The organism is Neobacillus drentensis, from assembly GCF_036966985.1.
GTDB classification, from domain to species: Bacteria; Bacillota; Bacilli; order Bacillales; family Cytobacillaceae; genus Neobacillus; species Neobacillus drentensis_E.
The window spans coordinates 3074-22686 of record NZ_JBALSN010000106.1 but is presented as its reverse complement, the minus strand read 5'-3'; the positions used below and the strand labels follow the sequence as shown (position 1 = coordinate 22686).

General features: G+C 41.2%; 19 protein-coding genes. All 19 read right to left on the bottom strand.

Annotation, left to right across the window (positions count from 1 at the left end; translation table 11 throughout):
* A partial coding sequence (locus V7659_RS07435) for an electron transfer flavoprotein subunit alpha/FixB family protein (protein WP_335539115.1) occupies positions 1 to 486 on the bottom strand: 486 nt, incomplete at its 3' end.
* A 15-nt stretch (positions 487 to 501) separates the two neighbouring features.
* On the bottom strand, positions 502 to 1296 hold the full coding sequence (locus V7659_RS07430; RefSeq protein WP_335539114.1) for an electron transfer flavoprotein subunit beta/FixA family protein: 795 nt from the start codon (positions 1294 to 1296) through the stop codon (positions 502 to 504).
* A gap of 30 nt (positions 1297 to 1326) precedes the next feature.
* A complete protein-coding gene (locus V7659_RS07425; RefSeq protein WP_335539113.1) occupies positions 1327 to 2181 on the bottom strand; it encodes an aspartate/glutamate racemase family protein in 855 nt (284 codons plus the stop codon).
* A 460-nt stretch (positions 2182 to 2641) separates the two neighbouring features.
* Positions 2642 to 4018 (bottom strand): FAD-dependent oxidoreductase, encoded by a 1377-nt coding sequence (locus V7659_RS07420; protein ID WP_335539111.1) that lies wholly within the window; start codon positions 4016 to 4018, stop codon positions 2642 to 2644.
* 15 nt (positions 4019 to 4033) lie between these two features.
* Positions 4034 to 4471, bottom strand: coding sequence for a GlcG/HbpS family heme-binding protein (locus V7659_RS07415; protein ID WP_144549170.1), 438 nt, complete (start codon positions 4469 to 4471; stop codon positions 4034 to 4036).
* A gap of 31 nt (positions 4472 to 4502) precedes the next feature.
* Entirely contained in the window at positions 4503 to 5240 is a 738-nt protein-coding gene (locus V7659_RS07410) for an SDR family NAD(P)-dependent oxidoreductase (protein WP_335539108.1), read from the bottom strand.
* 9 nt (positions 5241 to 5249) lie between these two features.
* A complete protein-coding gene (locus tag V7659_RS07405) occupies positions 5250 to 6671 on the bottom strand; it encodes an FAD-dependent oxidoreductase (RefSeq protein WP_335539106.1) in 1422 nt (473 codons plus the stop codon).
* Positions 6672 to 6704: 33 nt separating this feature from the next.
* Positions 6705 to 7589 carry an isocitrate lyase/PEP mutase family protein gene (locus V7659_RS07400; protein ID WP_335539104.1) on the bottom strand — a complete coding sequence of 295 codons (885 nt, stop codon included), beginning with the start codon at positions 7587 to 7589 and terminating at the stop codon, positions 6705 to 6707.
* 28 nt (positions 7590 to 7617) lie between these two features.
* Complete coding sequence (locus V7659_RS07395; protein ID WP_335539102.1) at positions 7618 to 8475, bottom strand: FAD synthetase family protein; 858 nt, start codon at positions 8473 to 8475, stop codon at positions 7618 to 7620.
* 65 nt (positions 8476 to 8540) lie between these two features.
* Positions 8541 to 9713, bottom strand: coding sequence for an acyl-CoA dehydrogenase family protein (locus tag V7659_RS07390; RefSeq protein WP_335539100.1), 1173 nt, complete (start codon positions 9711 to 9713; stop codon positions 8541 to 8543).
* A 37-nt stretch (positions 9714 to 9750) separates the two neighbouring features.
* On the bottom strand, positions 9751 to 11256 hold the full coding sequence (gene tcuA, locus V7659_RS07385; protein ID WP_335539098.1) for an FAD-dependent tricarballylate dehydrogenase TcuA: 1506 nt from the start codon (positions 11254 to 11256) through the stop codon (positions 9751 to 9753).
* A gap of 60 nt (positions 11257 to 11316) precedes the next feature.
* Positions 11317 to 12270, bottom strand: a complete 954-nt coding sequence (locus V7659_RS07380) for a VOC family protein (protein WP_335539096.1) — start codon at positions 12268 to 12270, stop codon at positions 11317 to 11319.
* Positions 12271 to 12287: 17 nt separating this feature from the next.
* Positions 12288 to 13127 carry an alpha/beta fold hydrolase gene (locus tag V7659_RS07375; RefSeq protein WP_335539094.1) on the bottom strand — a complete coding sequence of 280 codons (840 nt, stop codon included), beginning with the start codon at positions 13125 to 13127 and terminating at the stop codon, positions 12288 to 12290.
* Between the two features lie 271 nt (positions 13128 to 13398).
* Positions 13399 to 15252 carry a V4R domain-containing protein gene (locus V7659_RS07370; RefSeq protein WP_335539093.1) on the bottom strand — a complete coding sequence of 618 codons (1854 nt, stop codon included), beginning with the start codon at positions 15250 to 15252 and terminating at the stop codon, positions 13399 to 13401.
* 93 nt (positions 15253 to 15345) lie between these two features.
* On the bottom strand, positions 15346 to 15828 hold the full coding sequence (locus tag V7659_RS07365) for a flavin reductase family protein (RefSeq protein ID WP_335539091.1): 483 nt from the start codon (positions 15826 to 15828) through the stop codon (positions 15346 to 15348).
* A gap of 56 nt (positions 15829 to 15884) precedes the next feature.
* On the bottom strand, positions 15885 to 16838 hold the full coding sequence (locus V7659_RS07360; protein ID WP_335539090.1) for a VOC family protein: 954 nt from the start codon (positions 16836 to 16838) through the stop codon (positions 15885 to 15887).
* A 109-nt stretch (positions 16839 to 16947) separates the two neighbouring features.
* Complete coding sequence (locus tag V7659_RS07355) at positions 16948 to 18141, bottom strand: acyl-CoA dehydrogenase family protein (protein ID WP_335539089.1); 1194 nt, start codon at positions 18139 to 18141, stop codon at positions 16948 to 16950.
* A gap of 55 nt (positions 18142 to 18196) precedes the next feature.
* Positions 18197 to 18850 (bottom strand): GntR family transcriptional regulator, encoded by a 654-nt coding sequence (locus V7659_RS07350; protein WP_335539087.1) that lies wholly within the window; start codon positions 18848 to 18850, stop codon positions 18197 to 18199.
* A gap of 140 nt (positions 18851 to 18990) precedes the next feature.
* Positions 18991 to 19613 (bottom strand): alpha/beta fold hydrolase (locus V7659_RS07345; protein WP_335539086.1); only part of this gene is annotated, 623 nt, incomplete at its 5' end.

Genomic DNA, 19613 nt, shown 5'->3' with positions numbered 1-19613 from the left:
TTCCTGACTCTTTTTCCGAATGCCCACAACCACCTTTGGACGTGTGGTTGAATACTCACCATATGCCTTATCACCATAAATTGGCCGGATCCATGTGAGCTTTGTGTCTTCCGTTCTAAAATCAGTAACTTCTGTTATGGCAGATGCGCCAATGCTCGTCGCTAGGCGACCCACAATATCCTTGCCAATTCTGTCGAAGGAGAGGAGCAGCACATCGGCACCTGATTGGTGGAAAACCTTTAATAAACTATCCACAAACAATTCAACCTGGTATTCAGCAAGCATCGGGTTATTAACGGTATACACTTTGCTAGCCCCGCAGGCAATGGCTTCCGTGGCACCTGACATATTCGAAGATCCAACCAAGACAGCTTCGACACTACCACTAGTGGCACTAGCCAATCGACTGCCGAATGCCAGTGCTTCCTTGGCCCCGGAAGTTAGCGAATCTCCTTGCTGAGTTGCGAAGATAAGAATTTTAGACATAAGTTTGCGTACCCCCTATAGAATTTTGAGTGCCAAGAGTTTTTCAGTCAATTCAGCAGCCACCTCTGAGCCATCACTGCCAGACAGGATCTCACAATTGACATCTCTATTTAAGACGTAGGCCCGCTCCAATATTACCCCGGGTTGACAACGGACTTTATCTAACTCAAGATCTTCAGCTTCAAATATCGTGATTGGTTTGCTTCTGGCAAGGCGAATATCTTTGACCTTCGGCAAACGCGGAACGTTTGTCTCTGCACTAATAATGGTAAAAACAGCAGGAAAGGGTACGCTCACTACCGTATATCCACCTTCTGCTTCACAGGTAGATTTCACACTATCGTCATCCAGTTCAAGGTCAGAGACAAGCGTTAAACAGGGGCTTCCAAGTTCTTCGGCGATGACCGGACCGACCAGCCCCTCCTCAATGTCACTTGCTTGATAGCCGGTCAGTACAAGTTCGGCTCCCCCAAGTTTTTTTATTGTTTGCGCAAGGATATGGCCAACGGCCTGGCCGTCGAGATTTTCCCACTCCGAATCCCATACACGTACGGCCGCATTTGCTGTGAAGGCAAATGCTCGGCGCAGCACCTCCTCTGAAGATTCATCACCTAGACAGATGGCAGTCACCGTAGCTCCAGGTGTTTTATCTCTAAGTTGAATAGCCAATTCAAGCGCATTCTCAGCAAATGAATCCAGAACCATATCGGAATCTCCATTTTCTGGACGATTGGTCTCTGGGTCAATTTGAAAATATCGTGGAGTAATTTCCGGATCCAGAACATGCTTTAGGCATACGACGATATGCATCTCTTGTTCACCTCTTGTCTTTTTATTTGATTAACCTTTTACTTCTACTCCTGCCCTCACTGCTAATCCTCGTTGGTTATTAGGATTAGGGTATGGGTCTAATCCATACATTTCTCGTAATCTCGCAACTGCTTCTGCCGGTGGTTTTGAATTGTAGTAGCCACACCGGGTCATATAAACTCCGGATACCCTTTTTAGGTCCGCTAATGATTCGCACATCTTGATCCCAGCGCCAAAAGAATCGACCACAGGCACGTCGCCAATCCTTGAGATTCCAAAGGTAGCAAGGAAAACATTCATCGGGCCTTCCCCTGGCACAATAACATCGGCCCCTTGAGATATGGCTGTTTCAGCAGCCCTTTTAAAAGCCTCTATAACAGGTTCAGGATTATTAAAACCGGCAAGGACATCGTCAAAACCTGACTCTAGCGGAACAATTGGTCCAAGCTTCTCACCGAGACCATAGCGGGCAGCGTTTTGTCTAAGCTCATCCGCCAATGGGGTTAAAAAATTAACTACTCCAATCCGGTCACCCAGCATGGATGCTATATGGAAGGAAGCTTGCCCATAACCGACCACAGGGATATCTACCAGCGTGCGAGCCTCGAGAAGACCCACGTCTGGAATGGTCCCGATAAACATCGCATCATATCCTGCGGCCTCAGCCATGAGTGCGGCACGGACGAACTGCTCGCGGTGTAGATTTTGAAGGTAGGAGTGGGTGATAAAATGACCGGGATAATGCGTAGGATAAGTTTCTTCCGACATCCCATGCAATACAACCTCAACGTCTGGACGTGCGATTTTTCGCAGGTGGTTCATGATCGCATCCCGGTATTGGGGTACCTTATCAATCGTAGTTAAACTCTGATGCCAGATTTTCATGAAATCTACCTCCTTTTTAGTGAAATTTCAGAGAAAACTTTGAATATCGGAAAAGCTTCGGTGAATTTTACTGGTTTATCATCGAGTTTTCAGGTTTGGTTGGTGGACCTTTTTCATTTTCCGGTGAATTTTTGAGTTCAATCAGCGAATTTTGATGTTCTATCAGCGAATTCTTGGATTCTATCAGCGAATACTGATGTGCTATCAGCGAATTCTCGGATTCTATCAGCGAATCCGATTCTATGGGCGAATTCTACAATTTTATGAGCGAATTTAACAAACTTATGAGCGGATTCTTCTATTTAATGGGCGAATCGTAAATCTCCCCGATGTGCGTCTCCTCAGTTTCTGTTCAATGAATGATTTTCCAATTTCTCCTCAATGAACAAATCTTTAAATCCATTCAATGCTCGAACCCTAATCGGAGCGATCATGCAAATCTATCCACAAACATCTAAATTTATTTTAAAGTTACCTCTTTTAATGCTTCTTGGACGGCTATCCGTCCAAATACCGCACACTTGCCTAAAGAGCTGCCGGTCATATACCCCGCTCCGTGAAATCCGCCTGTCACTTCACCGGCCGCAAACAATCCTAAAATAGGCTCTCCGAAAGGATTTACCACCTGTGCCTTAGTGTTCACGGACACCCCTGCATAAGTTGCCAGCATGGCAACTGTGGACTCAAATGCATAAAACGGTGCTTTTTCAATAGGAGTAGGATTTCCGTAGTTATGTGTTAATGACTTCCTGCCGAAATCAGGGTCTTCCCCATTCCGAATCCCTTGATTGTATCTGGAGATTGTTTCTTCTAACACTTCAAGCGGCACATCAATACAATCTGCCAAATCCTCCAAAGTGTCAGCTTGATAAAGAAGACGGCGCCGTTTCAGTAACTCTAAGTCATAGAGTGGATCATCATGGACACTCTTGTTCATTACGGTTTGGTCCCAAACTTGGAAGGTCACACAATCTGGCTGCTCGAAAGCGGCCTTCCCCAATAATTTATAAGAGATCGACTCATTAACGAATCTTTTTCCAAGTTGGTTGACCATGATCGCGCCCTTATAAAACGCTAACCCTTGTGACTTAACTGGCCCAGCGGCTGTGGGATGAAATCCGTACGTCCCATTCAAGTAAGGTAGATCCATTAGCCAGGCCCCATGCTCACATGCCATTCGTATTCCATCACCATGATTCCCACGGCCGCCAATTCTTAATGCTCCCTTTAACTGGGGAGCAAACTGTGCTAGAAGCTCTTCACTTTTGGCGAACCCGCCTGAAGCAATAATGATTCCCTTAGAAGCGTGAGCAGAAGCTTCCGTCCCGTCAACTTCATATAAAACACGATCAACCCGTCCGTCCTGGTTTTTCAAAAGCCTTTTTGCCGGTGCATTCAATAGGATTTCCACGTTTGGCAGCTGCTTCACCCGTCGGTAAAGTGTCTGTATTGCTTGATGCGGATCAATAATGTGGCCACGCGGAACACTGTGACCACTCACCGCTTCAAGTGATCGAAACTCAACACCGTGCTGAACTAGCCATGTAAATGACTCTAATTGACGCTGGCCGTATGCCGCTATAAGTGCCTGATCATTTACTCCACCGCCCACCTCAATCATGTCATCTATTAATGATTCAATAGAATCGGTAATTCCCGCCATATCTTGCATATTTGTTCCAGCGAAGGCCATATACCCTGAGCTAAGGACAGTGCTGCCGCCAAGCTCATCCTGCTTTTCAAGGAGCAGGACATGCGCACCCGCTTCACCTGCCTCAACAGCTGCGCACATCCCCGCTAATCCGCCGCCTAAAATAATCAAATCAAAGGTTTCCATGGGTCAACACACCTCTTACTCTAGGTTATTTAGCACTTCTAACGCTGCTTGGCAGACCTGCATATCATGAGTATAATGTCCACCACTTACCCCTACCCCGCCAATCAGTTCATTATTGATTTTGATTGGATAGCCGCCGCCAAAGATAATCAGTCTTGGCGTATGAACAATACCATGCAGTAATGGTGGATCATCCTTTAGTCTGTCGTACCATTCGTGTGTTGCTCTATTATAGGTAGCCGCAGAAAATGCTTTATTTTGTGAGATTTCCAAACTTAGCACTGGTGCACCATCCATTGCAGCAAATGCTTTTAAATTTCCCACGCGGTCGACAATTGTAATGCTAAACGGTATTCCCAGTTCTTCTCCCTTTACTAATGCTGCCTCTAGCATTTTATTTGCAAGTGCTAGACTAATATTTTTTGATTCAATAGCCGGAATTAATTTTGTCATGAAAATTTCCCCCTTCAAGGTTTAGAAAAATTTATAAATTTACTGGCCGCCCGTTACCAAATGCTTCAATTGCAGTAGCAGTAACAGCGACACTCTTTGGCAAACATAAATCGACGATAACATTGGCAAGGTCACGAGGATGTAACCAATTGTTTTTATTTGCATCTGGAGCAAGATCTTCCATCATTTTTGTATCAACAGGACCTGGACAAACTGCGTTAACTCTAATTTTGTAAGGCTTTAATTCTTCCCCCAAGGCTTTGGAAAATCCGATGACCGCATATTTCGACGTAATATAGGCACTTCTGTCAGGACCACCCTTTGTTCCCCAAATCGAAGATAAATTGATAATCACACCATTTCGGTTTTCCATCATTTCCGGCACCACTGCTCGAGCACATAAATAGACTCCACGAATATTTACATCTTGGACAAAGTCCCATTCCTTGATCGTTGTTTCATTGAATGGCTTAAGCATCATCACACCGGCATTATTGATTAATATATCAATGGAACCTAATCTTTCTCGGGTTTCTTGAACCACTCGATTAATGTCTTCTTCAGAGCGAACATCTCCAATAAGTGCAATTGCTTCACCGCCGAGTTGTTCATTTATATAAAGAGCAGTTTCAATGCTTTCAACATGATTGTCAGAAAAAACAGCTACTTTAGCGCCTTGTTTCGATAAAAGTAAACAGGTTTCTCTGCCGATCCCCCTGCCTCCCCCCGTCACTAAGGCTACCTTGTTTTTTAGATCCAATAATCTCATCCTTTCCAACTAAACTTCTAATTTCTTTAAATCAGTTACGTAAGCTACGGCATGATTACCGGCACGGCGGCCAAAAACTAGGCCCCTTAACACTGATGTCCCGCCTGGATATTTCCCGTAATATAGACCAGCTGTTTCTCCGACAGCATATAATCCCGGAATCGGATCTTGATCTTGAGATAAGACGCGCCCGTTAGTGTCGGTTGCTAGTCCGCCATTCGTGAAAACATTGGAGCAGACAATGGGATACGCAATAAACGGTGCCTTATCAATTGGAATCGCCCAATTGGACTTTGGTGGTGTAATTCCAATTGCCTGTTTCCCGTCCTTTTTATCCCAATGGAATTTGCCTGGCTGAACAGCAGCATTAAAGGTTTCTACGGTCACTTTTAATTGTTCCGTTGGGATGCCAATTTTTTCGGCCAACTCTTCGAGAGTATCGGCGACAATTGCTGGTTTATCGGTTTCTACAGCCCGTTCATAGTTTGGAATTTCAAACATCTTTTGGTCACCGATCATGTAGGCAATGTGACCAGGAAGGTCATGGAAAATAGTCCTTGCAACCTCCTCATATTGCTCGTCGACGGTAGTTTTTCCTTCATCAACAAACCGTTTGCCATTTTGATCGACTAAAATAAAGTATGGGTAGGTCATAACAGCCGCTTCTTCCCGTTTACTTCTTGGGTCGACTGGCTCAGCATGGAAAGAGTCAAACTGACCTGCTGTTTTTGCTCCGATCTCCATTGCCATTCGGATTCCTTCACCCTTATTAAATAAACCACCCTCAGCGACCGTCCGGATTTTATGTGCGTCTCTGCCGATATACTGGGCCATCATCTCTTGATTGCCTTGGAACCCTCCGGAGGCTAATACGACGGCTCCTACTTTTAATTGCAGCGAGGTTCCACCTTTGACACGCACCATTAATCCATTCACAACACCTTCGTCATCAAGAAGTAATTTCCATGCGGTCGCCTCATAAATTATTTCTACACCAAGTCCACCTGCACGCCGCGATAGTGTGTCGACAATGGCACGCCCCCCGCCTACTGGCAGTAAACGAGGCCTTGAAGCAGTTAAAAACATCGTAGGCAGGTAGTCAAAATCGACTCCTTTTTCCTGTACCCAGCGAAGGGTGCTTCCTGCGTCTTTGGCGAGAGTTTCTATGTACTCTCGATCGGAGTAGTTGTCTGAAAAAGCCAGCATGTCTTCTACAAAGTTATCAGCAACTTCATCGAGATTCTTCATCCGCATATAGGAGGCGGTCCAACGGGAATTTCCACCCCTATGCTCATAATCAGCGCGTTCCAAAATTGCGATTTTTAAGTTTTTATTTACTTTTTTAGCGGTTTCAGCTGCAGATAATGCTGCTGAGGTCCCGGCAACTCCACATCCAATAACTACAATGTCATAATCTACTTCTCTTCCCACTTGTGAGTCCTCCTCTTTAAAAAAATTGGTTTGCTACTTTACTAATGACTGATTTTCTGAATACTTTTTTTCCCATTCTTTAATCTGGTTAAGTTTAAAAAGTGATTGTCGTTCTTCCCAAGTACAGATTAAATCGTGAATATTTTCGTGTGATCCTTCTGCTTTTAATATTCTTAAGGACTGTGTGATTCCTTTGATGGCTGAACGAAGAACCGTATTCGCACAAAGCATGATCTTAAAGCCAATTTCTTCTGCTTCTTTTAGAGAAATTAGCGGAGTTTTACCGCCTTCAACGAGATTTATTACTTGAGGGATCCCTTTTAATGAGCTGGTAATTTGTTTTAATTGATCAATGGTGGTCGGCGCTTCCACAAAAATAATGTCAGCTCCTGCCTCAGAATAAGCATTAGCCCTATCCAATGCATCTTCCATACCATTTACGGCTAATGCATCCGTACGGGCGATGATTGCTAGATTCTCATCTTTCCTTGTATCGACTGCAGCTTTGATTTTACCGATCATTTCTTCCTTGGAAATCACATCTTTACCATTGAAATGCCCGCACTTCTTTGGTGAAATCTGGTCCTCCATTTGGATTGCAGCGACACCTGCTCTTTCAAATTCTCGAACGGTCCGTATTACGTTTATTGCGTTACCAAAGCCAGTATCGGCATCGACGACAATCGGAATTGACGTCACATCTGCCATTCGCGTGACAATATCAACAACCTCATTTAAGGAAGTCAATCCTACATCTGCCCATCCTAATTGGGCATTGGATATTCCCGCTCCTGTTGCGTAAATTGCTTGAAAACCGATTTCTTCTATTAATCTTGCAGACATGGCATCGTAAGCACCTGGTAAAATAAATGATTCAGGCTTCCGTAATAGATTTTGGAATTCTTTCGTTTTATTCACTATTTCTTCCTCCTTAAAAAACATCTGTTCATCCGACCTGAACAATACCCCGCAACCAATTTTCCCCATAAAAAGGACCATGCATGGTTTCGGGGATTTGCTCGTGCCATATTATTGAAAGATTTCCATTTTGATTGGCACCTAATTCTGAATCAGATTTTTGTGGCAGCAATTCTTTTTCTTTCGTCACTTCCATTTCTAGCACTTGTGAATGAAATAATCCCCTTACCGTAACGACATACCTTCCCGGTGCAGGTAAAGTATAGTGAGGCCTTACTTTAAGTGCCTTACCGTCCCATTCACATGTCACTTCATAAGGGCGTCCTAAAAATGCTGATAATTCATCGACATTGCCGCATGCTAATTTTTCACGTATGCAAGTTGAACTTATTTTCTCCCCTTGATATTCCACTTTACTAACTTTCGTTACATCCAAGATTCCGCCTGAATCGTATTTCAAGCGGTCCATATTTCCTTCTCCTCGAAAACCATAAGTATAATCAAAGCCTGCAACTGCATGGACGACACCTAGATCAACTAAATATTTAGCGGTAAACTTTTCTGGGGAAAGCGACGCAAATTCTTTGTCAAATTCGACAATATAAAAAATATCGACACCGAGCTCAGCAAATATCTTTTCCTTATCAGAAAGCGGCATTAAATAATCGACCTGTGTTTTCCCATTGGATAAAACGGTTTTCGGATGCGGAAAGAAACTCATCACAGATAGTGAAATATTCCTTTCTTTTGCTTTCTGAAAAGCCGTTTTAATTACTTCACGGTGTCCATTATGAATTCCATCAAAAAATCCTAGGGCCATCACATTAGGTTTTGCCATTTGCTGATAGTCCGCTAGATTGTCAGGATTCAAATATATCGTTTCCATGCAGTTCCCTCCTCCTCTTTTAAGCTACGCCTCATTAGGTGTTTGATTATACTGCTGTTTTCTAATTAACCATTAATTGATACATCAAAGCCAAATTGTGTCTTCCCGAACGCTTCAACCGAGTCTTCGTAAAGATTGGATCGGTGTGTGCACACTACCAAAATATCGCGTACGAACATTTCAATTGGATCTCCTTTAAACACGGAAAATCCGCCAAGTGTCAATAAAATTTTCACTGCAATGTCCGCTACGTTTTTCGTGATTTTCGCCCTTATCGCGGCAAATTCACCACGTTTATCTTCTTTACCCATTTCATAGTCTTCTAATAAAGAAATATATTTGTCCAATAGTCCTTCTGCTTCGTAATATTTAATCGTTAATTCAGCAAGTACTCCCTGATGCCGAGAATCCTTTGCGGATTTTCCTCCTAAACGAACCCGCTTTTCCGTTCGATTCTTAAATTCTTCCAGTAAACGTTCCGCACCACCTAGTGCTACCATAGGAAATCCAACACAAAAAGATGAGAAAAATGGAACATCATAAAGAGGATAGTCTTTATCATAACCTTCTGGAGGTCTGCCTGTACGATCTGCAACAGTAAGCCGTATTAGATGGTGCTTTGGAACATAGGCATTATCGACAATTACCTCGTTACTTCCAGTACCCCTGAGTCCTAACGTATCCCAATTTTCAATTATTTGTACATCAGAAATCGGTAATGTCAACATGCATAGTTCTGTCTCCTCGCTGTCGTCCAACTTCATTTTCACTGCAAGAGCCACCCAGTCACTATAAAGAATCCCGCTTACAAAACTATACTTGCCGGTTATCCGATAACCGTCCCCATCTTTTTCTACCTTTCCTATGGGAGCAAAAATATCTGCTATTAATCCCCCCTGATTGATAACTTCTTCTGCTCCCTCTTTGGTCATAAAAGCTACTAAACTATTATGAATGGAATAAAGAAATGTTAACCAAGCGGCGGAAATATTATATTTTCCAACCGTACGGATAATCTTAGAATACTCCCTTAAATTTACTTGTGGCTCGCCATATTTTTTTGGAAGTAACAACTTAGATAATCGAGCCTCTTTTATCGCATCAATGACATTTTTTGAAACCGTTTTGTTTTTATCTGCTTCTATTGCTTCCGATTCTGCAATTTTTCCAACCTTTTCTGCTCCTTTTAGTAACAGACTCAAATCGGTCTTGTTTTCATCCAATACATTACTTTCCATATTTTGCACCCCTTTTTCTTTTATCAACCTTCTACCTTCAAACCATCTTTTCTTTTTCTTTAACCTGGTGGATAAATCGCGAAGCATTTTCACCCGCAATCTTCCCGAAAACCGAGCCTGCCATTAAGCCGGCTCCACCTGGATAGTTAAAGTAGAATAACCCGCCAACAAGTTCTCCAGCCGCATATAATCCTGAAATGGATTGGGATAAGACATCTTGAACTTCCGTATTCGTGTTTATTTTTAAACCGCCAAAGGTAAAGGTGATTCCGCATGTGACGGCAAAGGCTTCAAATGGCCCTTCATCCAATGTATTGGCCCAATTGGATTTTTCAACATTTAATCCTTTGGTAGAACGGCCATCCTTGATATTAGGATTGAAAGGAATTTCTTTTTGGACAGCTTCGTTATATTCTTTAACCGTTTTTAAAAACCCGGCCTTATTAACACCTTCAAGCTTATCGGCTAATTCTTCTAATGTATTGGCTTTTACTTTAGTAACCTTTCTTCCCCGATATTCATCACGTAGAAGACCTGTTACTTTCGTGTCAAAAATCTGCCAAGCAAACTGTTCTGGCTGTTCGAGGATCAATTTCCCATATTTCGCATAGGTATAATTGCGAAAATCGGCTCCTTCATCAACAAACCGCTTTCCCTCAGCATTGACTAAAATTCCAAAAGGATAGCTGAGTTTTTGGAACCCTTCCGTAAATTCCGGTAAATAGCGATCCCCTCCAACGGAATGACAACCTGACCAGTTTCCAGCGGAAAAAGCACCCATATCTAAAGCCATCTGAATTCCTTCGCCCGTATTAAAGCGGCTGCCTCTGGCTTTTGCTAAATCCCATTTGGGTCCTAAATAGCGGGTTCGCATTTCTGGATTTGCATGAAAGCCTCCAGATGCTAAGATCACTGCTTTTGCACGGACTTCTGTTGTTTTTCCATTATCTTTAAAAATAACTCCATGGACTCCTTCATCATCGTGAATAAGTTTAGTTGCCATTGCATTAAATAAAACTTGAACACCGAGCTGTTTTGCCTCTTCATGCAGGGCCTCGACTAAACCAGTCCCGCCACCGACAGATTCTACAATCATTCCGCCCCAAAATTTAAAGATGCCATCCACCTTAAAGGCTTGACGGCCGTAGATAGGTACCCATCTTACTTTATGTGATTGCATCCATTTCATCGTCTCAAAGCTTTTACTTGTTAAGAGGGAAGCAAGCTCAGGGTCGGTTCGATAATCTGTAATCCGGCACATATCATCAAAAAACTCTTCCTCGGTATAGCTCCCAAAATCTGTAACTTCGATATCTTCAGGTGTAAGATCAGGCATGATTTGTTTTAGATCTTCTACTCCGTTATAGGCAAATCGAATCGACCCGTGGGTAAACGTGCTATTTCCACCCTTTTCTGCTTCTGGTGCCTTTTCAAGGACAAGGACCCTGGCACCATTTTCCCGTGCTGCAATAGCGGCGCACATCGCAGCATTTCCTGCGCCAATTACAACAATATCAGTTTCATAGATTCTGCTTTCCGTCACTAGAGTCCCTCTCCTTCAAAAAAGCTGACTCAAACTATCTTCCTGAGTCAGCTTTAAAGATCACGATTCGATAGTTGGTTTATTCAATTCCTTATCACTTACAGTTTCTCCCCAGTAGGTGTTGGCAATCGAATGATCCTCCTCAGTCCACTCAACCGGTTCCCAGTCTGGTTCAAAAATTAAGTAAGAACCGCTAAATAATTCTACCCGGCAGCCGCTGCCCGGATCACACACATAGAGATAAAATGCCTGCGAAACACCATGTTTACCAGGTCCAATGAATTTAATGCCTTCTTCAGCAAGAATATCAGCCGCCCTTAGGATATCCTGAGCATTGTCGAGCCAATATGATATATGATGAAGCTGGTTCGGTGTTTCAGCTTGCGGTCTTGAAATCACAGCGATATCGTGAACTAAGGGTGTCACGCTCATCCAGCCAGCAACTGTAGTTTTTTCATGGTATTTTACATATTCACGAAGCTTAAACCCTAATTGGCTGCTCAAGTAATTGAGAATTTCACCGACATCCATGGAAGTAGCAATATTTACGTGATCAAACCTTCTTGGAGAGCAGCCACGAGCCCATGCTTTGTACGTTTGATTTTTCAATACCGAACGTCTTGTTTCATCTGCTTTAGGTTTTTCAACATCATAGTAGATTTCGAATGAATGCTGACTTGGAAGCTTAAAACGAATCGCTCTACCCTGGCCTGCCTCTTCGCCCGCTTCAATCCAATTTACGGCTGTTCCAGCCTTTTCAAGCAATTGGGCAAAACCCTCCACATCCTCTGGGCGTTTCGTTCGCCAGCCGATATGATTGATGTATCCTCTCTCACCTGCAGTTAAGGACAGGGAGTGATGTTCAAAATCTCCCCATGCCCGTAAGTAATAGGTTCCATTCTTTTCTTCGGTTACTTCTAAACCGATTACATCACGGAAAAACCAAAGTGATTTTTCCAAATCGGGTGTAACGAGCGCCACATGTCCTAATTTTGCAATCTCCGGTAAATTCATCTTCTTGCCCTCCTTTATTAGATCAAACTAGAAAAATAGTTTTGAATTAACTGATTAAAGCTTTCTTTATTCTCAATTTGTGTCCAGTGACCGCATTGACCGTATACATGTAATTGGACATTTGGGAGATGTGACAGTAGATAATAGCTAGACTCAACTGAGCAAACCATGTCATCACGTCCATGCACAAGTAAAATAGGATTATTAATTCGTCTAAGAGCAGTGACAGGCACTGGTACCGCAACAGATGCAAAAATAGATTCATTGGATCGATGAATTTCAGGACGCATCGCTGTCTCATATCGCGTTTCGGCAAGTGAGTCGATTTCAGGTGCCAGTTTTTCTACATCATAGACAAACCAGCCCATAATTTGACGCATATTCTTTTCAGAAGGATTGTCGTAAAAGCCTTTCGCACGACCAAGTTCTAGACTTATCTTTGTATTTGGTGTCCCTCCAGGTCCCATTAAGACAACTCGGTCAAATCGTTCAGGATATTCTAGTAATAATTCCAATGCAATCGAACAGCCTAACGAATTACCAACAACGTGAGCCTTTTGAATTCCTAAGACATCTAGCAGTTCAATCAACTGATTTACCCAAAGATCCATCCATCCCTGTCTATTCTTTGGAAGAGCCTCAGGATGACCACTTTGTCCGAAACCGAGCAGGTCAGGAGCAATACAGTCAAACTTTTCACCGCATGAATCCAAAGCGTACCGCCAGTTTGCCCAAGCGAACACGCCTGGCCCTGATCCATGTAAAAACAAAATCGTTTCAGAATTGCCTTCACCAGAACGATTTACAAATGTTTCAAAGTTATCCGTTTGAACTATTTGTTGAGTAATATTTACCATTTTGAAATTTCCTCCTTCTATATATAAAACTATCTTTCAATTATCCATCGCAATGAAAACCTTTACATTTTTATTAACTAGTAAGCATAGTTAAATTTTAGAAAATTCCATCTTTAAATTCTAGAGAAAAAACCATCTGACTTCCTCGTATTTTTAGGTAGTTTTTATTGGTTATTTTCTTGGTAAATTCACTTCCCACACCGATTTGAAGGTTATTTTTGTCTATTTTCCATAAAAATGAGCAATCCGCTAGGACTGCTCTCGTAGATTATTATATTTCTAACTCTCCTAATGCCATTAATGAATCCAGTATCAGCAGAAGTTGATAGCTTTGGGTTGAATCCCGCAAGTCTTTATTTATTAGCGTTTCAATCTTATTGATTCGATACATGAGTCCACTCATGGACAGAGAAAGATCATCCATGGTTTGCTGGAGTTTTCCACCATTTGATAAAAACACATAGAGCGTTTTCAGCAACTCCTTTTGTTTTCCATTACTTAATTTATATAACGGATCTAATTCTTGTTTTGCGATTTTCTTAATCCCGCTCACATTTTTTGAATTTATCAAGACACCCACAATCCCTAAATCTTTAAACCCATTTATTTTCTTATCCGTAGACATCCTTAATGCGATTAATGACTCTTCCAAATAATCCAATACACTCTCAATATCCTCTGACTTATCGCTAATTCCAATTTTAAATTGGCAGTAAGGGTAGGTCGTTTCTAAATGTCTAAAAATTTTTTCAATTGTAGGAAAAATCTTTGCATTTTCAGGTATCAGCATAATAATCTTACCCTCATATTGACCAATTAACGCTTTATATCCCTGAATATCGAGATACTTGGCAATTGTCTCTAACTTTTGGTCATAGTGATCAAAGCTATTTTGTGTGGTCTTTCCCTTTTCTTTATAATCAATAGCTGCGATATAAAATGGTTTCTCGAGATCAAAGCCCATATGCCGTCCACGCTTTATGACTTCCGCGCTGGTGGAATATTGGCCCTTTAATATTTGTTCTAAGAAATAACCCTTCATTTTTTCAAGTGCTTCAAAACTCGTTTTTTCGTTCAAAAGATACAAGGAGGCAGCATTTGCAACCCTCTCAATAAACATAATATCGTTTTCAGCACTTTTCACTGCATCCTTTAAATAAAGAAATGTACAATAACCGATTACCTTTTTTTGCACAACAATTGGGGTAATCAGCCGTTCCTGATTATCAGTTTTTATTCTTGTCGTCTCATTAAATAGAGGTAGCAAGTTATGGTTATTCCTATTTTTCCGAATTAAGTTTTCTTTTAAGTTTTTATTGAGACGAATATATTCCTCTTCGTTCATCCCTGCGTAAACAATTTTTTGGAAGCTCAAATCTTCAATCGAAATTGGTATTCGCAATAGTTTATATGAGCTATCAGCAATATCCTGAAGATTGCTGCCATTCGAAACACTTTCTGTTAATTTTTTATGAAATTTTGACACCGTTTCGATATAATTCCGTTGCTCTAACAATTGTTCGTACGTATACTCAAGTTCTTCTATGATATTCGATTCATGATAAAACTTAAGCTCCTCTTGAATTTCAGTTCCCCAATCTTCCTGCATCCTTGCCTCAAAACAGCATTCAGCATCCCCCTTGGCAATACAGCTGATCTCCTTAACAATGACACTTTTCCTGCAAACAGTAGACATATATCCGCTTGCATAACCTGTCAATGTATGACATACAGGAATGTCCGATTTGCCATGATGCTTTAAATGCTCAATTGCCTCAAATGAATCTATCCATTTTCCCTTGCCAAGGATTGATTTTATCGTTTCTGAATCACTCATTTCGATAATTCTTTCGGATTGAATTTCTCTAATATGTCCTGTACTTAAATGTAGAATCGATGCTTGATTAAGAAGGTCATTGATGGAGGAGCTAGTTTTCATTGCTTCTTCAGCATCACTAACAGCTAAATTCCAACCGTAACGAAGCAGAAACCCTTTTGCCCTTTTAGTACCAAGATTCTCGATTAACCCCTTCCTCAGGAAACCAAAAGCTGCTGAGGTTGAGACAATTTTTTTATTCCCATCTTCTGTAGTGTTAGGTTTATATGCTTTTGAAAAGTTAGCCAATTTACTTCCCCCTCTCTAAATAGAGGTTAAAAGAAAGACTCCTCACATAACTAAATACAAGGAGCCTTCATACTTCATTTATACAAGTGATTTTTAGTTGGATGGAACAGGTGTATCCTCTAATAAAGTACGGTAACGACCGCTGTAAAATAGCAGTGGTTCAGCATCCCCAAGCTTAATATCAGTAACCTTTCCAATAAACAGTGTATGATCCCCTTCTACATGCTCTGCTGATACTTCACAGGAAATTTGTGCAACCGCCCCAGCCAGGACAGGTTTGCCATCAAGACGATCAAAACTGACTTCCCGCGGCTCTTTTATCTGTCCAGCAAAAATCATTGAAAGTTCTTGTTGATCTGCTGCTAAAATATTGACTGAAAATGCTTGGCTTAGTTTTATTTTCTCGAGTATTTTTGCTTTTTCACCAATTGAGATGACAACCAACTTCGGACTGAGTGACACAGACATAAAGGCATTTGCCGTCATTCCATGAACTTCTCCCTCCACATCTGTTGCAATCACGGTAACACCAGTTGCAAATTTCCCCATTGCGGTTCGGAATAATCGATCATCCATTATAATGACCCCTTTCTGCTTTCCTAGATTGTGTGAATTAGCTTTCTATTAAACTTTTATGCTTCGATCGTCGGATTGTTTTCAGGAAGTGTATCCGTTTGGTCACCCCAGAAGGTGAAGCCAACATCCATTTCATCTAAAGTCCACACGATTGGCTCCCAATCCGGTTCAAAAATTAAATACCCATTTGTAAACAACTCCACTCGGATCCCACTGCCTGGGTCTACAACATATAGGTACATAGCTTGTGAGATACCATGCTTACCTGGACCCTTAAACTTAATGCCTTGTTCAGCTAAGATATCAGCAGCCCTAAGGAGGTCTTGTGCATTATCAAGCCAGTATGCAATGTGGTGTATTTGATGGGTTGATGGCGAAAATGGATCATGGCTAACCGCAATATCATGAACCAATGGTGTGACACTTAACCACGCACCAATTAAAGATTCATCTGGAGCTTGAACACATTCCCTCATTTTAAAACCTAGCTTTTCTATTAAATAATCAGAAATGACATTTGCCTTCAATGACGTAAGGATATTGACATGATCAATTCTTCGAGGAGAAACCCCGCGCGCCCATGATTTATAAGTCTGATTTTTTAACACTGACCGTTTGGACGGCTCTGCTAATGTTTTTTCCATGTCATAGTAAATTTCAAAGCGATGTTCACTTGGTAATTGAAAGCGAATTGCACTTCCTTGACCAGCTTCTACACCCGCATCAATCCAATTCACCTCTGTCCCTGCTTCTTTTAGAAGTTGGGCAAATCCTTCAACATCCTCCGGACGTTTTGTTCGCCAGGCAATGTGATCGACATAGGACTTTTCGCCACCAGTAATTGAAAGTGTGTGATGTTCAAAATCACCCCATGCTCGTAAATAATGAGTTCCGTTAACCACTTCTGTTTCTTCAAGACCAATTAGTTCTTTAAAGAACCAAAGTGATTTGTCAAGATCTGATGAAACTAACGCCACGTGCCCTAATTTTGCGATTTCAGGTAAACTCATTTTTATTACGCCTCCTGTTTTTATAAAATTCAATTTAAAACTACTATTATAAATTATTAGATAATTAAACCTGCACGTTTACTTTTTTCATAGCATAATAGATTCGAGCTTAAACAAAATAAGTATTTGGCTCTTGTCCACACAAGACTCTTCCATAGGTTTCAATTAAACTTGTTGGTGTGATGAAGCCGTGTAAATGCATCGTTAGAAAATCACGATAGACTCTTTGGAGAGGGTTTGTTTCATAGGTAAACATAGAACCGACCCCAGCTACAAGAAGATCAATTGCTTCTTTACATAATTGATTTACATAACCAAAGTCCGCTTTTACCTTAACGATTTCATTTTTATCCATTACTAGACCCTGATCAGCATATGCATCAATTTTGTCAACCGCACGATAAAGATGCATTTCTGCTGAATCAATTTTTAGCTGTGCTTGTGCAACCTGGTGGTGGGTAATTGCTGCTTCGGCTTGCTTGTTATAGAAAGTATTACCTATACCTGCTTTTGGAAGCCTTTCCATATATAAATCCATTGCGGCTTTTGCTAGTCCAAGCGCAGGTGCGACGATGGATAAAGTTAGGGAAGGAACAAAGGAAGACCTGTACAATGCAACCTCTTTAAGAGGCTCTATGAGGTAATGCCCTTTACTGGCCAAGCGATCTAGTGACACACGGTGATCCGGTACAAACGCATTTTTAATTTTACAGCTGTTACTGCCTGATCCCTTTAAACCCATTACATACCAGTCGTCAAGAACTTCTAATTCATCGCGTGGAATAACCATAATGGCCATTTCTACACCGCCGTTTTCATCGAAGATTGGAAACCCGAAGTAACACCAGTCAGCATGTGGACTACCTGAAACAAAAGGCCACTGCGCCTCTTCGATAAAATAACCGCCATCTACCTTTTTGATTTCACATTTTATTGGTTTAAAGTTCCCAGCTAATACGACATCTTCCCCTGATTTGTAAATTTCACTTAAAGTTTTTTCTCCAAACGTATAAGAAATCATATAATCCCTAATATTACTAAGTGCGACAAACCAGCCTGCCGAACCATTTCCACGGGATATTTCAGTAACAACCTCTGTATATGTCCGCATATTTGTTTGATAACCGCCAAATAGATGTGGACGTAAGACTTTTAACGTCCCTTCATTTTGCAAATCATCAATAATGGCTTTGGGTAATGAACTAGTCTTTTCAATTTCTTCCCCAAATTCACGTAATTTTGGAATCAGAGACCGGGCTTTTTCCACCAATTCTTTTTTTGTGTCCAAGACGCTTTGTTCCATTTTAGTACCCCCCACAACCATAATAGTAGTTTCATTTTCCATAAAACGCACAAATTTAGTTAAACACACGCTGATTTAAATCAATATCCTGATATTCCTCTCCTACCAGCTTAGCCACTCGACGCATATGTTTTTCCATTAGTCCTTTGGCCATCCTACTGTCCTTTTCTTTCAGATAAAAATAAATCATCCAATGCTCTGATTGTGATTGTTTTCTTCGGTCCTTAGTAAATAAATCATCTGGATTTCCTACAAAATTCAGGTAGTCCCAAAGCTGTGTTGCCAAATTAAACGTATAGGTTAATTTAGAAGCTTCATATATCGTTCGATGAAAATCAATATTGAGCTTGGAATAATCATCTGGAGACAAATCCAAATTGTCCATCTTCTCTAGGGTACTTTTCAGGTAAGTAAAGTCTTCATCATTCAGATTTAATGCCGCCTGCTCAGTCATTAATGCATCGAGATTGGCACAGACCAATAAACGTTCCAACACCTCATATGGGTCGGGTCTTTTTACAAAAACCCCCACTTGGGGAATAATTGACACGAACCCTTCTTGTTCCAGCTTGGATAATGCCTTGTGAATGGGAGTCCGGCTTATAGCTAATTTTTCAGATATTTCATTTACATTAATGACTGTTTCGGGTTCCCAGCTCCCTTCAATAATTTGTCTTTTTATATAGCGATATGCCTTTTCTATTTTCATATACACTTACCCCTCTAATTTTTAGTAGTGCTCTCAACAATGGCATTTTCACATTTTTTGAAAGAAAGATTCTATCCTCATTCTATCTACTAAAATATTAGGAATCAACGGTCTGTTCTTTGGTTCTTTTCCCTAAATATCTACAGTTCACCATTGAAAAAATCCGAAGTGAGTTTGATAAATCTTTCTTTTTGCTCCACTTGCGCCCAATGTCCGCAGCGCTTAAAGACATGCAGCTGTGCATTTGGCAAATAGTCCATTACGTAAAGGCTGCTTTGGAGCGGTACAAACCGGTCCGCATGTCCGTGAATAAGTAATATTTGATGGTCCATCTGTTTTAGAGCTGAAGGCGGGACGAGCATATCAGATAAATGTGATTTTGAAAAATTTTCTTCGTAAGATTTGCGAACTTCCGGCTTTAAGAATAACTCTAATCGTTCTGCTACAATCTTTTCCAACTCATCTTCTAGGATACTTTTATCATATAAAAACCAACTTAATAAATTTTTAAAGGCTACTGGATTTGGATCTTTATGAAAGTTTGCCAATTTAGCAAGTTCAGGGGTAGGTTCTGTTAAACCACCTCCTGCTCCCATCAATACAACACGATCAAAACGTTCAGGAGCGTACATTAGTAGATGTAGGGCAATGACACCACCAAGAGAGTTTCCAACTAAGTGAGCTTTTTCTACCCCTAATTCATCCATGAGGGCCAAAACCTGCTTAATTCTCTCATTCATCCACTCTCCCCCATTTTTGGGGT